Source organism: Nonomuraea longispora, assembly GCF_004348345.1.
GTDB lineage: Bacteria > Actinomycetota > Actinomycetes > Streptosporangiales > Streptosporangiaceae > Nonomuraea > Nonomuraea longispora.
Map to the genome: position 1 here is coordinate 37,014 of NZ_SMJZ01000036.1, position 14,581 is coordinate 51,594.

General features: G+C 72.4%; 15 protein-coding genes and 1 pseudogene. 4 read left to right on the forward strand and 12 right to left on the reverse strand.

Features of this window, described 5'->3' with window-relative positions:
- Window positions 1–41 precede the first annotated feature (41 nt).
- A complete protein-coding gene (locus tag E1267_RS12485; protein ID WP_161714560.1) occupies window positions 42–437 on the reverse strand; it encodes an STAS domain-containing protein in 396 nt (131 codons plus the stop codon).
- 328 nt (window positions 438–765) lie between these two features.
- On the opposite strand from E1267_RS12485, the gene E1267_RS12490 reads away from it, so the two are divergent.
- Entirely contained in the window at window positions 766–2,118 is a 1,353-nt protein-coding gene (locus E1267_RS12490; RefSeq protein WP_132332598.1) for a TrkH family potassium uptake protein, read from the forward strand.
- 8 nt (window positions 2,119–2,126) lie between these two features.
- Here E1267_RS12490 and E1267_RS12495 read toward each other — a convergent pair whose 3' ends face one another.
- A complete protein-coding gene (locus E1267_RS12495; RefSeq protein ID WP_132332599.1) occupies window positions 2,127–3,143 on the reverse strand; it encodes a cation:proton antiporter in 1,017 nt (338 codons plus the stop codon).
- Between the two features lie 92 nt (window positions 3,144–3,235).
- Window positions 3,236–4,828: a peptide chain release factor 3 gene (locus E1267_RS12500; protein ID WP_132332600.1), complete on the reverse strand. Its 1,593-nt coding sequence runs from the start codon at window positions 4,826–4,828 to the stop codon at window positions 3,236–3,238.
- A 110-nt stretch (window positions 4,829–4,938) separates the two neighbouring features.
- Between E1267_RS12500 and E1267_RS12505 the strand changes: the two genes are divergently transcribed.
- Genes E1267_RS12505 through E1267_RS12515 form a run of 3 tightly spaced genes read left to right on the forward strand, consistent with a single transcriptional unit; the run spans window position 4,939 to window position 9,290 of the window.
- Complete coding sequence (locus E1267_RS12505) at window positions 4,939–6,444, forward strand: alkaline phosphatase D family protein (RefSeq protein WP_246063800.1); 1,506 nt, start codon at window positions 4,939–4,941, stop codon at window positions 6,442–6,444.
- A 59-nt stretch (window positions 6,445–6,503) separates the two neighbouring features.
- Window positions 6,504–8,510, forward strand: coding sequence for a SpoIIE family protein phosphatase (locus E1267_RS12510; protein ID WP_165959579.1), 2,007 nt, complete (start codon window positions 6,504–6,506; stop codon window positions 8,508–8,510).
- A gap of 48 nt (window positions 8,511–8,558) precedes the next feature.
- The gene (locus E1267_RS12515; RefSeq protein WP_132332602.1) at window positions 8,559–9,290 is read left to right on the forward strand and encodes a class I SAM-dependent methyltransferase; all 732 of its coding nucleotides are present in this window, start codon (window positions 8,559–8,561) and stop codon (window positions 9,288–9,290) included.
- Between the two features lie 7 nt (window positions 9,291–9,297).
- Here the strand turns inward: E1267_RS12515 and E1267_RS12520 are convergent, their stop codons facing one another.
- The 9 genes and pseudogenes from E1267_RS12520 to E1267_RS12555 all read right to left on the reverse strand — a co-directional run bounded on the left by E1267_RS12520 (window position 9,298) and on the right by E1267_RS12555 (window position 14,316).
- Window positions 9,298–9,609: a hypothetical protein gene (locus E1267_RS12520; RefSeq protein WP_246063802.1), complete on the reverse strand. Its 312-nt coding sequence runs from the start codon at window positions 9,607–9,609 to the stop codon at window positions 9,298–9,300.
- 25 nt (window positions 9,610–9,634) lie between these two features.
- Window positions 9,635–10,684, reverse strand: a complete 1,050-nt coding sequence (locus E1267_RS12525) for a TrbL/VirB6 family protein (protein WP_132332603.1) — start codon at window positions 10,682–10,684, stop codon at window positions 9,635–9,637.
- A 223-nt stretch (window positions 10,685–10,907) separates the two neighbouring features.
- Window positions 10,908–11,429 carry an LppU/SCO3897 family protein gene (locus E1267_RS12530; RefSeq protein ID WP_132332604.1) on the reverse strand — a complete coding sequence of 174 codons (522 nt, stop codon included), beginning with the start codon at window positions 11,427–11,429 and terminating at the stop codon, window positions 10,908–10,910.
- Window positions 11,430–11,504: 75 nt separating this feature from the next.
- Window positions 11,505–11,639 carry a hypothetical protein gene (locus tag E1267_RS47180; protein ID WP_281283622.1) on the reverse strand — a complete coding sequence of 45 codons (135 nt, stop codon included), beginning with the start codon at window positions 11,637–11,639 and terminating at the stop codon, window positions 11,505–11,507.
- Window positions 11,640–11,695: 56 nt separating this feature from the next.
- Window positions 11,696–11,818, reverse strand: a pseudogene (locus E1267_RS46310) (cytochrome P450); the annotation flags it as partial.
- A gap of 55 nt (window positions 11,819–11,873) precedes the next feature.
- Window positions 11,874–12,068, reverse strand: coding sequence for a ferredoxin (locus E1267_RS12540; RefSeq protein ID WP_132332605.1), 195 nt, complete (start codon window positions 12,066–12,068; stop codon window positions 11,874–11,876).
- Window positions 12,069–12,111: 43 nt separating this feature from the next.
- Window positions 12,112–12,771: a TetR/AcrR family transcriptional regulator gene (locus E1267_RS12545; RefSeq protein ID WP_246063804.1), complete on the reverse strand. Its 660-nt coding sequence runs from the start codon at window positions 12,769–12,771 to the stop codon at window positions 12,112–12,114.
- Window positions 12,765–13,985, reverse strand: coding sequence for a cytochrome P450 (locus tag E1267_RS12550; RefSeq protein ID WP_132332606.1), 1,221 nt, complete (start codon window positions 13,983–13,985; stop codon window positions 12,765–12,767). The genes E1267_RS12545 and E1267_RS12550 overlap by 7 nt, the downstream gene beginning before the upstream one ends.
- 52 nt (window positions 13,986–14,037) lie before the next feature.
- Window positions 14,038–14,316: a hypothetical protein gene (locus tag E1267_RS12555; RefSeq protein ID WP_132332607.1), complete on the reverse strand. Its 279-nt coding sequence runs from the start codon at window positions 14,314–14,316 to the stop codon at window positions 14,038–14,040.
- Between the last annotated feature and the right edge of the window lie 265 nt (window positions 14,317–14,581).

Below are 14,581 nucleotides of genomic sequence, written 5' to 3' on the forward strand. Positions count from 1 at the left end.
GGCGGGTGTCCCTCGCCGGCGGCCGGTGAGGGACACCTCCGTCAGTTCCAGGCCGCGGTGCCGGCGTTGTGGACCCGGGTCAGCGTGCCCAGGAGGCCGCCGGGCGGGTCGCTGAACTGGAAACGCTTGTCGAGCCCGGTCACCTTGAGCAGCCGGGCCAGGCGGGCCTGGACCCCGCTCAGCACGAGACGGCCGCCCGCGGCCTCGGCGGTGTTGGCGGCCGAGATCAGCGCGCCCAGGCCCGAGGAGTCGCAGAAGCCGACCTCGCGCAGGTCGGCGATGATGAACGGCGGCGTGCGGCGTGACATCGCCTGCAGCAGGCCGCGGCGGAACTCGGCCGCCGACGTCATGTCGAGGTCGCCCGTCACCGTCAGGACGGCGGCTCCATCGCGCTGGGTGACGACGCAGGTGAACCCGGTCCGGTCTTCGCTCCCCATGCCGATCCTCCGCTCCCAGCATCCGCACCGTCCCCGCCCGGGACGTGCGGCGATCGGGGTCGCCTCCATGATTGCACAGTGCAACGGACCCGGGAAGTCATGGACATGGCGCAACGATCCGCGTACAACGCTGCGTATGCCGCAGAAGAGGGCGGACCCGCAGGTGGCGTGCGCCTGGCCATGATGGCGGCGCCGCCGCGGGCTGCGCTAGCGTATGGACCGGAGTGCCGCGGGTCAGGTCGGCGCGTCAGGCCGGGCGACTCGACGGAGGCTCCACGATGAACGACAGCGGCGGCGGCGTGGGCCGTCCACGCAGGCGGGAGACCGGATGAAGCCGCGCCGCCCGGCGCTGCCGGGGCGTGGCCGGCACCCGGCCGTCGTGATCGTCGCCGGCTTCGGGCTGGCGGTGCTGTCCGGCACGCTGCTGCTGGCCACCCCGCAGGCGACCGCCGGCGGTGAGCCCTCCGACTGGTTGACCGCGCTGTTCACCGCCACCTCCGCGGTCTGCGTGACCGGTCTGATCGTGGTGGACACGCCCACGCACTGGTCGGTGTTCGGCGAGGTGGTCATCGCGCTGCTCATCCAGATCGGCGGGCTCGGCATCATGACGCTGGCCACCCTCATCATGGTCATCGTCTCCGGCCGGGTCGGGCTGCGCGCGCGGCTGTCCGCGCAGCTGGAGACGAAATCCGTGGTGGCCGCCGACCTGCGTCAGGTGCTGCGCAAGGTGGTGCTGTTCAGCCTGGTGTGCGAGGCGGCCGTGGCCGTCGTGCTCACCACCCGTTTTGTCATCGCGTACGGCGAGCCGCCGGGGCGGGCGGCCTACCTGGGCGTCTTCCACGCGGTGTCGGCGTTCAACAACGCCGGGTTCGCCCTGTGGCCGGACAACCTGATGCGGTTCGTGGCCGATCCGTGGATCTGCCTGACCGTCGCCGCGGCCGTCATCGTGGGCGGGCTGGGCTACCCGGTCGTCTTCGACCTGCTGCGCCACTGGCGGCGCCCCAGCCGCTGGTCCCTGCTGACCCGGGTCACCGTCGGGCTCAGCGTCCTGCTGATCGGGGCGGCCATGCCGGCGTTCCTCGCGGCCGAGTGGCGCAACCCCGGCACGATGGGCCCGCTGGACGACTCCGCCAAGCTGCTGTCGGCCTTCTTCGCCGCGGTCATGCCGCGTTCCGGCGGGTTCAACACCCTCGACATCGGCCAGATGAACCCGTCGTCGTGGCTGTTCACCGACGTGTTGATGTTCATCGGCGGCGGCAGCGCGGGCACCGCGGGCGGCATCAAGGTCACCACGTTCGGTTTCCTGCTGTTCATGGTCTGGGCCGAACTGCGCGGGGAGAACCAGGTCAACATCGGCCATCGCCGGCTGCCCGCAGCCACCCAGCGCCAGGCGCTGTCCATCAGCCTGCTGGGCGCCGGACTGGTGACGCTCTCGGCCCTGCTGATGCTCACGATCACCTCCCACGGCCTCGACCGGGTGTTGTTCGAGGTGATCTCGGCGTTCGGCACCAACGGGCTGTCCACCGGCATCACCGCGAGCACCCCGCCGGCCGGGCATGTGCTGCTCAGCCTGCTGATGTTCGTCGGCCGCATCGGGCCTTTGACGCTGGGCTCGGCGCTCGCGCTGAAACACCGCGCCCGCCGCTACGAGCTTCCCGAGGAACGCGTGATCGTCGGCTGAACGCCGGATCACCGGGAGGACGACGGCAGCGGACGGTACGGGCCCCAGGAGTCGGCGATGCGGTTGGCCACGACGTAGAGGAGGTTGACCGTCACGATCGCCGGGGCGATCACCCCCACGAAGCCGGAGAACTCCCGCTCGAACGCCACCGCCAGGATCACCGCCGTGATGCCGTTCTGCTGCGCCAGCCCGAGGTGCACGCGGTCGGTGACGGGCAGACCGTGGGTGAGCACCAGCGCCGCGAGCATCTGCGCCGCGAACGCGGCCAGCCCGAGCAGGAGGCCCTTCATCAGGCTCGCCCCGCCGACCAGCAGCAGCCCCATCAGGAACGCCGAGAGCGCGAAGGCCGCGGTCACCGCCCGCGACAGCCACCGCGAGTCGGGAATTCGCAGGTAGAGGCCGGCGGTGGCCACGCCGAGCATGAGGGAGCTCCAGGCCGCGGAGACGATCGCAGTGGCCGCCGCCAGGTAGCTGAGCAGCGGCGGCGCGTTCCTGATCAACCGCCAGACGGCGTACGCGGCGGCCGCGAACACCGCGTTGAGTCCCAGGTCGGCCAGGTAGGCGAGGGTGAGCCCGCCTTCGGCGGGCCTGGAGAGCGAGACGGCGTAGAACGCGAGGATCACCGTGATGGGGTCGTCGAACGAGGACCACGCCCCGAGGATGGTCTTGGCCCGTGACGATAACCGGTTGTCGGCCATCACCGCGGCGACCGACAGCGGGTCGATCTGGGCCACCGCGATCGCGAGGATCATCGAGCGCGGGTCGCCGGTGACGACGTACATCACGCCGGCGATGAAGGCCGCCTTCAGCAGCACGCCGACCGTCACCGCGAGCAGGATCAGCCTGCCGTGCTGGCGGGCCTCGGTGCGGTCGATGCCGTGGGTGCTGCCGTACAGGCCGATCGCCAGCAGCAGGCTGCTCAGCAGTAAGTACGGGCCCGAGTGTTCCAGACCCGTGATGTCGCCGAGGTCGGCCGCCACCCAGCCGAGACCGACCAGGAGAAGCAGGAACGCGATCTTTACCAACGTTTCACTCCCTCAGCGGGCACTCCCGCGGTCCGGCTCCTCCGAAAGGGTTCATATCACTCCGCCGGGCGGGAAACCATACGGGTGAAGGCTTACCGCGGCTCCTGGCTGGTGTCGGCGATCAGCGGTTCCAGGACGAGCCCGGGGTTCTCGCGCATGATGGTGCGTATCCGCCACTGGTCGGTGAACAGCGCGAGCAGCGCCTGGTCACGGCCGCGCTCCAACACCTCGGCGCCGCGTCGGCCGGCCAGCAGCGGCACGGAGGCGGCGTCGGTGCGCCTGGCCAGGGTGTAGTCGAGCCGGTCGAGGCTGATCCGTGCGCCGAACTCGGCGGACAGGCGGTGCTGCACCACCTCGAACTGCATCGGCCCGACCGCCGCCAGCACCGGCGCCTGGTCGCCGCGCAGGTCGGAGCGGAGCACCTGGATGACGCCCTCGGCGTCGAGCTGGTCGATGCCGCGCCGGAACTGCTTGGCCTTGCTGGAGTCGCGGGCGCGGGCGACGGCGAAGTGCTCGGGCGCGAAGCTGGGGATCGGCGGGAAGGTCACCGCGGACCCGTCGTAGAGGGTGTCGCCCGGCCGCAGCGCGCTCGCGTTGACCAGGCCCACCACGTCGCCGGGGTAGGCCTTGTCCAGGGTGGTGCGCTCCTGGCCGAACACGCTCTGCGCGTATTTGGTGGCGAACGGCCGTCCGGTCGCCGCGTGGGTGAGGACCATGCCGCGCTCGAACCGGCCCGAGCAGACCCGTACGAACGCGATCCGGTCGCGGTGGGCCGGGTCCATGTTGGCCTGCACCTTGAACACCAGCCCGGAGAAGGGCGCGTCCAGCGGGCGCACGGCGCCGGCGACGTCGGGCCGGGCGGCCGGCGGGGGAGCCAGCTCGACCATGGCGTCCAGCAGCCGGGCCACCCCGAAGTTGGGCAGGGCGGCGCCGAACAGCACCGGGGTGGACTCGTGGGCCTCGAAAGACTTTTGGTCGTGGTCGGCGCCGATGGCCGACAGCAGCGAGACCTCCTCGCCCGCCCGCTCCCAGTCGTGCCCCAGCTCGGCGTGGGCCTGCCCGGCGGTCAGCTCGTCCTGCTGAGCCCTGGTGGCCCCGCCCGGGGTGCGGGTGTAGCGGACGGCACGCCCGGTGGCCCGGTCGATCACGCCGTGGAAGTGGCCGGCGGCACCGAGCGGCCACGTGACGGGGGTGGGCCGCAGGCCGGTGCGCCCCTCGATCTCGTCGAGCAGCTCCAGGGCGTCGCGGCCGGGACGGTCCCACTTGTTGACGAAGGTGATGACCGGGATGCGGCGATGGCGGCACACCTGGAACAACTTCATCGTCTGCGGCTCCATGCCCTTGGCCGCGTCGATCAGCATCACCGCGCAGTCGACGGCGGCCAGCACCCGGTAGGTGTCCTCCGAGAAGTCGGCGTGGCCCGGAGTGTCGACGAGGTTGAACACGTGGCCCCGGTAGTCGAAGCGGAGCGCCGCGGAGGTGATCGAGATGCCGCGCGAACGTTCCAGCTCCATCCAGTCGGAGGTGACGCCGCGCCGCCCCGCCTTGCCGTGGACCGCTCCCGCCGCGCTGATGGCGGAGGCGTGCAGAGCCAGCGCCTCGGTCATCGTGGACTTGCCCGCGTCAGGATGGCTGATGACGGCGAACGTCCGGCGGCGGCGGCCTTCCTCCGTGATGTCGGTCATCGTCCTATCTTGCCGGGTGACGGCCCATGGCCGTGACGGGTGTCATGCGAGGGGCGGCGCCTGGCGTGTCCGCGCCCCGGTGACGCGCACTTGTGGCGATCATTCATTCTGTGCTGAACCGGAGGTCGTTTCTCGCGATGGGGCTGGCGTCGGGCCTGCCGTCCCTGGTGCCGTCCGCAGCTTTCGGCGAGCCGTTCACCTTGGGGGTGGCCTGCGGAGACCCCGATCCTGGCGGGTTCGTGGCGTGGACCCGCCTGGCCCCGCAGCCGCTGGCCGAGGACGGGTTCGGCGGCATGCCCGCGGATCCCGTACCGGTGCACTGGCAGGTCTCGAGCGACCCGGCGGGCAGGAACGTGGTGCGCCACGGCGTGTACGTGGCGTCCCGGGCATGGGCGCACAGCGTGCACGTCGAGGTCACCGGCCTGCGGCCGGGACGGGAGTACTGGTACAGGTTCAAGGCCGGCCCCTACGTCTCGCCGGCCGGGCGGGCGCTGACCGCGCCCGTGCCCGGCACGATGCCCCGGTCGCTGCGCGTGGCCGTCTGCTCGTGCGCCAACTACCAGCACGGGCACTTCACCGCGTACGCCAGGATGGCGCGCGAGCGCCCCGACCTCATCGTGCACCTCGGCGACTACATCTACGAGCAGGGCAGCGACCACGTGGCGCTGCCCGGCGGCAACGTCCGTGCCCACGAGGGGCCCGAGGCCGTCACCCTCGCCGGCTACCGCCGCCGCCACGCGCTCTACAAGACCGACCCCGACCTGCGCGAGGCCCACGCCGCCGCGCCGTGGGCGGCCATCCTGGACGACCACGAGGTGGTCAACAACTGGACGAGCCTGATCCCCGCCCAGCGTCGCGAGGCCGCCTTCCGCGCCTACTACGAGCACATGCCCCTGCGCTCGCCCGCGCGGCCTGGCAGCACCGCCGTACAGCTCTACCGGCGGTTGCGCTGGGGCAGGCTCGCCACGCTGCACATGCTCGACACCCGCCAGTACCGCGACCCGCACCTGTGCGGCGCGGGCTACAGCTCGTGCCCGACGCCGGCCGACCCCGCCCGTACGATGATCGGCCTGGACCAGGAGAACTGGCTGCTGCGGGGCTTCCGGCGCTCCCAGGCCCGGTGGGAGCTCGTCGGCCAGCAGGTCTTCTTCGGCCAGCGCGACCGCGACCCCGGGCAGGGCCGCCTGGTCAGGCAGGACGCCTGGGACGGCTACACCGGCAGCCGTCAGCGGGTCACCGAGGGCTGGGTCAAGGCCGGCGTGCGCAACGTCGTCGTGCTCACCGGCGACGTGCACGCGCACTGGGCGGGCGACCTCGTCCTCGACTACGACGATCCCGGATCGCATCCCGTCGGGGCCGAGCTCGCGGTCACCTCCGTCGCCAGCGGCGGGGACGGCCACGACGATGATCCGGCCACGGACCCGCTGCTGGCCGCCAACCCCCACCTGAAGTTCCACCTTCGCCGCAGGGGCTACCTCATGGTCCTGGTCACCCCTGGAGCGCTCACCGCCGACTTCATGACCGTCCCCTACGTCAGCACTCCGGGAGCCGCGGCGCTGACCGCCGCCACCTTCACGCTGTCCGACCTCGTCGACGGGCTGCACCGCCAGGCGTGACAGGCCGTCGCGACACACTTCGGCCCGCATCACCGCAGGTCATGGCTATAATCGTGGAGGTGGATCCCGTTGCCTGGGACGAGCCGGACGGCCCGGCGATCGTCATGACCGACGCCGACGGCAGCGTGGTCGGCTGGTCGGAAGCCGCGGAGAAGTTGCTCGGCTACCACGCCGACGAGGTCCTGCACCGCTCCAGCGACGCCTTCATGAAGCCCGGGGACCGCACGGCGCGCGGCCAGGAAGGACGGTGGTCCGGGTTCGTCACGGCCCGCCGTCGCGCGGGCGGCGCGGTCCTCGTCCACGTCGAGGGCGTCCGCCTGCGCACCGCGCAGCGGCGCGAGAGCTGGCTCCTGACGCTGACACCGGACGGGCCGCCGGTGCTGGAGCCGATCATCGGCCGCGCCCCCGTGGCCATCGGCGTCTGGGACACCGGCCTGCTCTGCCTCTGGCTCAACGACACGGCCCGGCGCCTGAGCGACGTCTTCCCCCTCTTCCGGCTCGGCAGCCGGCCCGAGGTGTGCGCACCGGGCTTCGACGCGGAGGCCACGGCGGGGGCGATGCGGCGGGTGCTCGACGACGGCACCCCGGTGCTCGACCGCGAGTGCCGCCGGACCTCCGAGGACGGGCTCACCGAACGCATTTTCTCGACCTCGTTCTACCGCCTCGACGGCGCCGACGGGCGGCCGCTGGGCGTGTGCGCGTTCGCCGTCGACACGAGCCACAGCCGGGCACGCGACCGGCTGGCCCTGCTCGGCGAGGCCAGCATCAGGATCGGCAGCACACTCGACGTCATGGAGACCGCGCAGGAGCTGGCGGAGCTGGCCGTGCCGCGCCTGGCCGACTACGTCACGGTCGACGTGTCCGAGCGGGTCCTGCCCGACGACGAGTCCATGCGCCGGCTGGGTTCCACCGATGTGAGCGTCCCCGCGTTCCACCGCGCGGGCGTGGCCTCGATCCACCGTGAGCTCCCCGAAGCGCTCTGGCGGCGGGGCGATGTGGTCTACGTCCCGCCGTCGTCCCCCTTCACCGCCGTCCTGTCCTCCGGCCAGTCCCATTTCGAGCCCGTGATGGACACCTCGTCCGGCACCTGGCTCGACGTCGACCCCGACCGGGCGCGGGTCATCCACGACACCGGGATGCACAGCCTGATCATCGTCCCGCTCAAGGCCAGGGGCGACATCCTGGGCGTCGCCGTGTTCGTCCGCACGGAGAATCCCGTGCTGTTCGGCAAGGACGACCTGGACCTCGCCGAGATGCTGGCCGCCCGCGCCGCGCTGAGCCTGGACAACGCGCGCCAGTACACCCGCGAGCGCACCGCCGCCCTGGCCCTGCAGCGCGACCTTCTGCCGCGCAACCTCTCCGGCGCCGGCGCCGTCGACGTGGCCTGGCGCTACCTGCCGTCCGACGTCATCGGCACCGTCGGAGGCGACTGGTTCGACGTGGTCCCGCTGGGCGACGGCCGGGTCGCCCTGGTGGTCGGCGACGTGACCGGGCACGGCATCAACGCCGCGGCGACGATGGGGCGGCTGCGCACGGCCGTGCGCACGCTCTCGTACCAGGGGCTCCCGCCCGACGAGGTGCTCGCGTTCCTGGACCGCATGGTCGTACGCCTGGCGGAGGAGGACGCGGGCGCGGGCGACCAGCCCCTCGACACCACGGGAGCCACCTGCGTGTACGCGGTCTACGACCCGGTCACCCGGCGCTGCGCCATGTCCGTGGCCGGACACCCGCCGCCCGCGATCGTGCACCCGTCAGGAGAGGTGACCTTCGCTTACCTGCCCGCCGGCACCCCGGTCGGCCTGGGGCTGGGCTCGTACGAATGCGTCGAGATCGAGCTCGCCGAGGGCAGTCTGATCGCCCTCTACACGGACGGCCTGGTCGAGCGGCGCGGGGCCGACATCGACGCGGGCCTGCACCGCCTCAGCACCGTCCTGGCCGCCCCCGGCCTCCCGCCCGAGGACCTGTGCGACCAGGTGATCGGCACGATGGTGGACGGCACGCCCTCCGAGGACGACATCGCCCTCCTCATCGCCCGCACCCGCACCGCCGGCCCGGCCCCCAGCTGACGCCCCCGCTGGTTTCCCGGACGCTCGCCACGGCCTATCGTGTGCCGCATGCCTGACGCCATCTTCGAACATCCGCGCCTGGCCACGATCTACGACGATCTCGACTCCGACCGCAGCGACCTCGACGTGTACGCCGCCATCGCCGGCGAACTCGGCGCACGGAGCGTGCTCGACGTCGGATGCGGTACGGGGACGTTCGCGTTGCTGCTGGCCGGGAACGGCATCGAGGTGACCGGCGTCGACCCCGCCGGGGGCTCGCTCGACGTCGCCCGGGCCAAAGCCGGCGCCGAGCGGGTGCGCTGGATCCACGGTGACGCGACGAGCCTGCCCGCCCTGCGGGCCGACCTGGCGACGATGACCGGGAACGTCGCCCAGGCGATCGCGGCGCCGGACGACTGGGCGGGGACGCTGCGGGGGGTCCATGACGCGCTGCGGCCCGGCGGGCACCTCGTGTTCGAGACCCGCGATCCGGCCAGGCGCGCGTGGCTGGAGTGGAATCGTGCGGAGACGTACCAGAGGGTCGACATCGAGGGCGTCGGCGTCGTCGAGACCTGGACCGACCTGATCGACGTCAGCGGACCGCTGGTGACGTTCCGGGGGACGTGCGTGTTCGCGGCGGACGGCGCGGTGCTGACGTCGCACTCGACGCTGCGTTTCCGCGAGCGGGACGAGGTCGAGGCGGATCTGGCCGAGCACGGATACACGGTGAAGGAGGTTCGCGGGGCGCCCGACCGGCCGGGGCGGGAGTTCGTGTTCTTCGCTCAGCGGCCCGAGGAGTGAGCCGGGGTCACGGCTCTTCTTCCCCCTCCTCCGGCGCTTCGGTCACGATCTTGGCTGCTATCGCGTAGTCGACGCGGATCGCGCGGTACGTCTCGCCCTCGGCGACGCGTTCGGGCAGGCCGGTACGGCGGCTGCCCGACCCCGACCGGTGGGCCGGTTCACCGGAGAACGTGACCGCCACCTCCGGCGCCTCCTCGAAGGTCACGCTGCCGGCGCGGACCGTCGCGGAGAAGACGATGTCCGCAGCCCCGACGAGCCGCTCACCGGGCCGTCGGTCGGGCGTTTCGCCGGGCCCTCTGCCGGGGCGTTCGTCACCCATGTCGGGCTCGCCTCCTCCTTGCGCGCTACTCTCTGCGGCGCTTGCCCGGTGTCAGGTCGCGCAGCCGCCGCACGCCTGCGCGCCCTGCGGCTCGGCCCAGCTCTCGCAGGGCGGGGCCGAGCGTCGTCGGCGCCTCTCCCCGCGGCTCGCCACCGGACGGCTTTCCTGCCCGGCCCGGGCGGCCCTTCCGCGGTTCTTCCTCGGCTCGTGCGGCGCTGTCGCCCTTCGCCTCGGCACCCGCCCGGCGGCCCTCCCGCTCGTCTCGTGCGGCGCTGTCGCTTCTCGGCTCGGCTTCCGCGTTCGCCGGGGTGGTGGGTGCGGCGCTTTCTGCGGCCTGTCCAGCGGCGGCCGTGGTCTCCCGCACCGCGCCACCGGCAGCGCCTGCCGACTGCTCCACCGTGCCCTGCAACGTGGTGCCCGTACGCTCGCCGACGTCTCCGGCCGCTTGCCCCGCGCCCGTGCCGACGTCGCCCACGGCCTGTCCCGCGCCCGTGCCGACGTCTCCGACGGCTTGGCCTGCGCCCGCGCCGACGTCGCCCACGGCCTGTCCGGCCCCCGAGCCCACGTCGCTGACCGCGCGGCCCGCGCCTGCCCCCACGTCGCCCACGGCCTGTCCGGCGCCTGCCCCGACGTCTCCGACGGCTTGGCCGGCGCCCGTGCCGACGTCGCGCACCGCGTGGCCCGCGCCGGAGCCGACGTCGTGGAGGGCGGACCCCACTCCCCGGGTGATGTTCTCGATCAGCTGGGGGTTGTCGTCGATCGTTTGCAAGACGTCCTTGATGATCATGGCGACGTTGTCGAGCCGTACCTTGAGCAGCGCCTGCGCCTCGACGCCCACGATGTCGAGGTTGACCCGGCCCAGGGCGACGTCCGCCCCGACGTGCAGGTGCAGCAGGTCGAGCACGTCCGCGTCCAGGGACACGCGCGCCCGCAGGTCCTCCACCTCGAGTTTGATCTCGTCGACCTTGACGATCGGCACGTCGAGGTACACGTCAGGGTCCACGGCACCGCCTGACGGGTTCGCTTCCGGCGGTGCCGGGCGGCGTTCGGCCGGTTCCGGCAGGTTCTCGGACATGTCCTCCCCTTGGGTGGCTTGTCGCAGCCCTCTGGCTCACTGCCCGATGCTCCGCAAAAGGGGCATAAAGCCGGGCAAATCATGCCTGGCTGCCGCTCCCAAGCCGTTCCGCCCGGACCGCGCGATGCCTGGTGGCTCCCATTCCGTGGCCGCGCACGTGAGGATCTGCCGGACGTGGTCGGCGTGGGACGGCGTCGGCCCTGCCGGTGAGGGCGGGCACGCGCTACGCGCGGTCCGTGCAGATCGTCAGGGGCGGGTCCGGGTAGACGAGGTACAGCGGGCGGTCGAGGTCGTTGCGCACGGGGTAGGCGGCGTCCTCGCCGCACAGCTCCTTGTCGGCGCTCCCGTCCACCCGCTTGACGATCCGGTACGTCGCCGACGGCCCGCACGCCACCTTGGTCGCCCTGCCGGTGGGGAAGCCCACCTCCTGGTGGAAGCAGTCACCCACCTGGCCGTTGAGCGTCAGGCACAGATGCCAGCCGCCACCCCTGACATATCCGCTGGTCGCGTAGCCGTAGGTGGTGCTGCCGCACGACCGTTCGCCGCGCTTGAGCCGCACGGCCACCCGGTACGCCGCCTCCGGCGCGGCACAGCCGACGATCCGGAACTCGGTGGTCTTCTTTCCCTCCCCGAGCGCCTCCAGGCAGTCGCCCGGCTGCGCCCGCGACGGGTCGTCCTCCGCGGCGCATCCGGCCAGGACCCACACGCCGATCATCGCCATTACCACGATCTTGCCCTTCGCCACCGTCCCATCTTGGCAGCAGCCCGGACCGGATCCTCATCTCCGGTCCCGCTACGCCGGGATGGCCGGCGGCGCACGTCACCAGGTCACGGGCAGTTCGTACCCGCCGTAGACGGACCTGTCGTGCCTGATCGGCACCCGCTCCAGGCCGGTCGCCGGCCGCGGAGTGGGGATGCGCCGGTAGAGGGTGCCGTAGACGACCCGCAGTTCCATCCGGCCAGCGACTGGCCCAGGCACTGGTGCACGCCGTAGCCGAAGGCGACGTGGTGGCGGGTTTCGCGGCGCGGGTCGAGCCGGTCGGGGTCGGGAAAGGGGGCCGGGTCGCGGTTGCCGATGTCGTTGGCCGGGATCAGGCCCTCGCCGGCCCGGACGACCTGCCCGGCGATCTCCATGTCCTCCAGCGCGACGCGGCGGCGCCACGACCACGGGGACGCCGGAGGCGTAGGCTCACTCGCTCAGCTCGATCGCCGCCGCCGGGCAGACGCCGGCCGCCTCACGCACCGTGGCGTGCAGCCGCTCGGGCGGCGCCGCGTCGAGCAGGAGCACGACCCCGTCGTCCTCCCGCTGGTCGAACACCTCCGGGGCGAGGAGCACACACTGGCCGGCTCCGCAGCATTTGTCCTCGTCGACGGTGATTCTCATGTCGGTTCCCCCTGGTTCGTGCATCGGTCGGGACGGGACGGGGTCAGGGAGCGCGGGTGACGGGCGCCTCCCACAACCCGACGATCGCGTCGATCAGCCCGGTCGCGGCGTCGTGCCAGCCGGCCCGGGGGGTCGGGACACCTTCGGCGAGCGCGCGCTCCCGCTCGGCGCACATGTGCACCATCAGCTGGCGGGCCATGTCGTTGCGCTCCGCCCGCACCTCCGGCGGCAGCGCGGGCAGGCACCGGTCGAGCCCGTCGATGATCTGCTGCAGCGAGGGGGAGGTGAGCGACTCCTCGATCATGATCTCGCGGAGGGTGGGATCGGTCATCACCTGGGCGCCGAACCGGGCGAACCAGGTCGGGCTGCCCAGGGAGGCCAGGTGCTCGGCGACGGGGCGTACGAGGCAGGCCACCCAGTCGCGGACGTCGGCGGAGTCGCCGAGCTCGGCCACCATCCGCCCGCGGATGCGCTCGGTGTGCTGGGCGTGTTTGCGGGCGATCGCCCGCACCAGGTCCGCCTTCGTGCCGAAGTGGTAGCCGACGGCGGCGTTGTTGCCCTGGCCCGCGGCCTCGCTGACCTGGCGGTTGGACACGGCGAACACCCCGTGCTCGGCGAACAGCCGCTCCGCCGCCGTAAGGATCTGCTCCCGCGTCGCGCTGGCCCGTGCGGCCCGGGGGTGTCCGGCCGCCACGGTCACCACCGCACCGGGACCTCGCGCAGCCCGCCGACGGCGAGCCCTTCGACGCGGCGCAGGTCCTTCGCGGGAACGGCCAGCTCCAGCGAGGGCAGCCGGCGCAGCAGCACCTCGAGCACGGTCTGCAGCTCGGTGCGGGCCAGCGCCTGCCCCAGGCACGAGTGCGGGCCGGACCCGAAGGTCAGGTGCGGGTTGGGGACGCGGTCGAGCCTCATCTCACCGGCGTGCTCGAAGGCGTTCTCGTCGCGGTTGGCCGCGGCCATGCTGCACACCACGGTCGTGCCCCGGGGGATGACGGCGCCGGCGATCTCGACCTCCTCGCCCAGGTAGCGCGGCATGCCGAAGCCGGGGTTGGCGTCGAACCGCAGCGCCTCCTCCACCGCGGAGCGCACCAGGGAAGGATCCGCGAGCAGCCGCTCCCAGCGCCGCCGGTCGGCCAGCAACATGGCCACCATCTTGCCGATCATGTTGGCCGTGGTCTCGTGCCCGGCGACCAGCAGTCCCATGCCGGTGGCGACCAGCGCTCCGTCGGGCATCGGCTCGCCGGCGGCGTCGGCGCCCTTGCTGAGCTCGCTGAGCAGGTCGTCGCCCGGCCGGGCGCGCCTGGCCGCGACGTGCTCGCCCATGTACGCCACGAACTCGGCCTGCGCCGCGTCGATCTCCGCCTGCGTGTAGCGGGTCAGGTTGAGCAGCGTGTCGGACCAGTACGCGAACTTGTCGCGGTCGGAGTCGGGGACCCCGAGCAGGTCGCAGATGACCCACACAGGCAGCGGGAAGCCCAGGCTCGCCTTGAGGTCGGCCGGATGACCCTGGGCCACCATGTCGTCGATGAGCCGGTCGGCCATCGCCTCGATGCCGGGCTTCAGCGCCGCCATGCGCCTGGCCGTGAACCATCTGCCGACCATGCGCCGCCACCGCTGGTGCCCTTCTCCGCTCTGCGGGATGGTCGAGGCCATCGAGCTGTTGAACACGCCGCCCGACTCGTTGGCGGCGATGCGGGCCGCGTCGTCGGCGTCCAGCTGCCGGGTGAAGCGCGGGTCCGACAACACCTGTTTCACGTCGTCGTACCTGGTCAGCAGGGATGCCCGGTCGCCGCTGGGCAACCTCACCCGGGCGACGGGGCACTGCTCGCGCAGCCGCGCCCACCCGGCCGGCGGATCGAGCGCGGCGTCGCTGGGAATGGGGTAGTTCAGCGTTTGTGCCACGTCGTCTTGGCGCATCACGGACCTCCTCGGATTTCGCCGCCAGTTAACCCGGGCAGGTCAGCTTAAGTCAAGCGACTGCATTAAAATCGGGATCGTGGTCGCGCTCAGGCGGTGTCAGTCGCGAGCCGTTCGCGTGGGAAGTGCGCGCCCGAGGCGGCCGAGCGGGGACATAAGCATTGACCAGTGGCGAGAGCGCCATGGCGGCGGCGCTCACCAGCAGGCCGCAGGCGCCGAATGCGAAGTTGATCGCCATGGGGGCGGCGAGCGTGCCGGGCGAGGAACCATGCAGCGCGGGCACGGCCAGCATCCCGGCGTCGCCGAGCACGGCGGCCGACGCCATCACCACGCCGAAGCCGTACCGTCCCGGCAGCGCCCGTTTCCCCCCTGCGTCGCGGGATGAATCTTGCCTTTCGCTCCCTAATGGTCAATAGTCGAACAATATCGGTCAGATTCGGTCGTTGCGGCGACCGGAACTGAGTGGGCCCGGGTGCCGCCCGGTCGCCGTCACCCCCGAGAACGCCCGAGGTGACCATGAGACGCACGGCTGCTGCGCTCGTCCTGCTCGCGGTGCTCGCCGCGCCGAACGCCCTGCGCCCCGCCCCGGCGGCCGC

What these genes read in the sequence shown, in the direction of transcription:
- E1267_RS12525 (WP_132332603.1), bottom strand. Translation starts at nt 10,684, where the DNA reads ATGTCCGAGAACCTGCCGGAACCGGCCGAACGCCGCCCGGCACCGCCG.
- E1267_RS12485 (WP_161714560.1), bottom strand. Translation starts at nt 437, where the DNA reads ATGGGGAGCGAAGACCGGACCGGGTTCACCTGCGTCGTCACCCAGCGC.
- E1267_RS12550 (WP_132332606.1), bottom strand. Translation starts at nt 13,985, where the DNA reads ATGCGCCAAGACGACGTGGCACAAACGCTGAACTACCCCATTCCCAGC.
- E1267_RS12490 (WP_132332598.1), top strand. Translation starts at nt 766, where the DNA reads ATGAAGCCGCGCCGCCCGGCGCTGCCGGGGCGTGGCCGGCACCCGGCC.
- E1267_RS47180 (WP_281283622.1), bottom strand. Translation starts at nt 11,639, where the DNA reads ATGGAACTGCGGGTCGTCTACGGCACCCTCTACCGGCGCATCCCCACT.
- E1267_RS12540 (WP_132332605.1), bottom strand. Translation starts at nt 12,068, where the DNA reads ATGAGAATCACCGTCGACGAGGACAAATGCTGCGGAGCCGGCCAGTGT.
- E1267_RS12520 (WP_246063802.1), bottom strand. Translation starts at nt 9,609, where the DNA reads ATGGGTGACGAACGCCCCGGCAGAGGGCCCGGCGAAACGCCCGACCGA.
- E1267_RS12515 (WP_132332602.1), top strand. Translation starts at nt 8,559, where the DNA reads ATGCCTGACGCCATCTTCGAACATCCGCGCCTGGCCACGATCTACGAC.
- E1267_RS12500 (WP_132332600.1), bottom strand. Translation starts at nt 4,828, where the DNA reads ATGACCGACATCACGGAGGAAGGCCGCCGCCGCCGGACGTTCGCCGTC.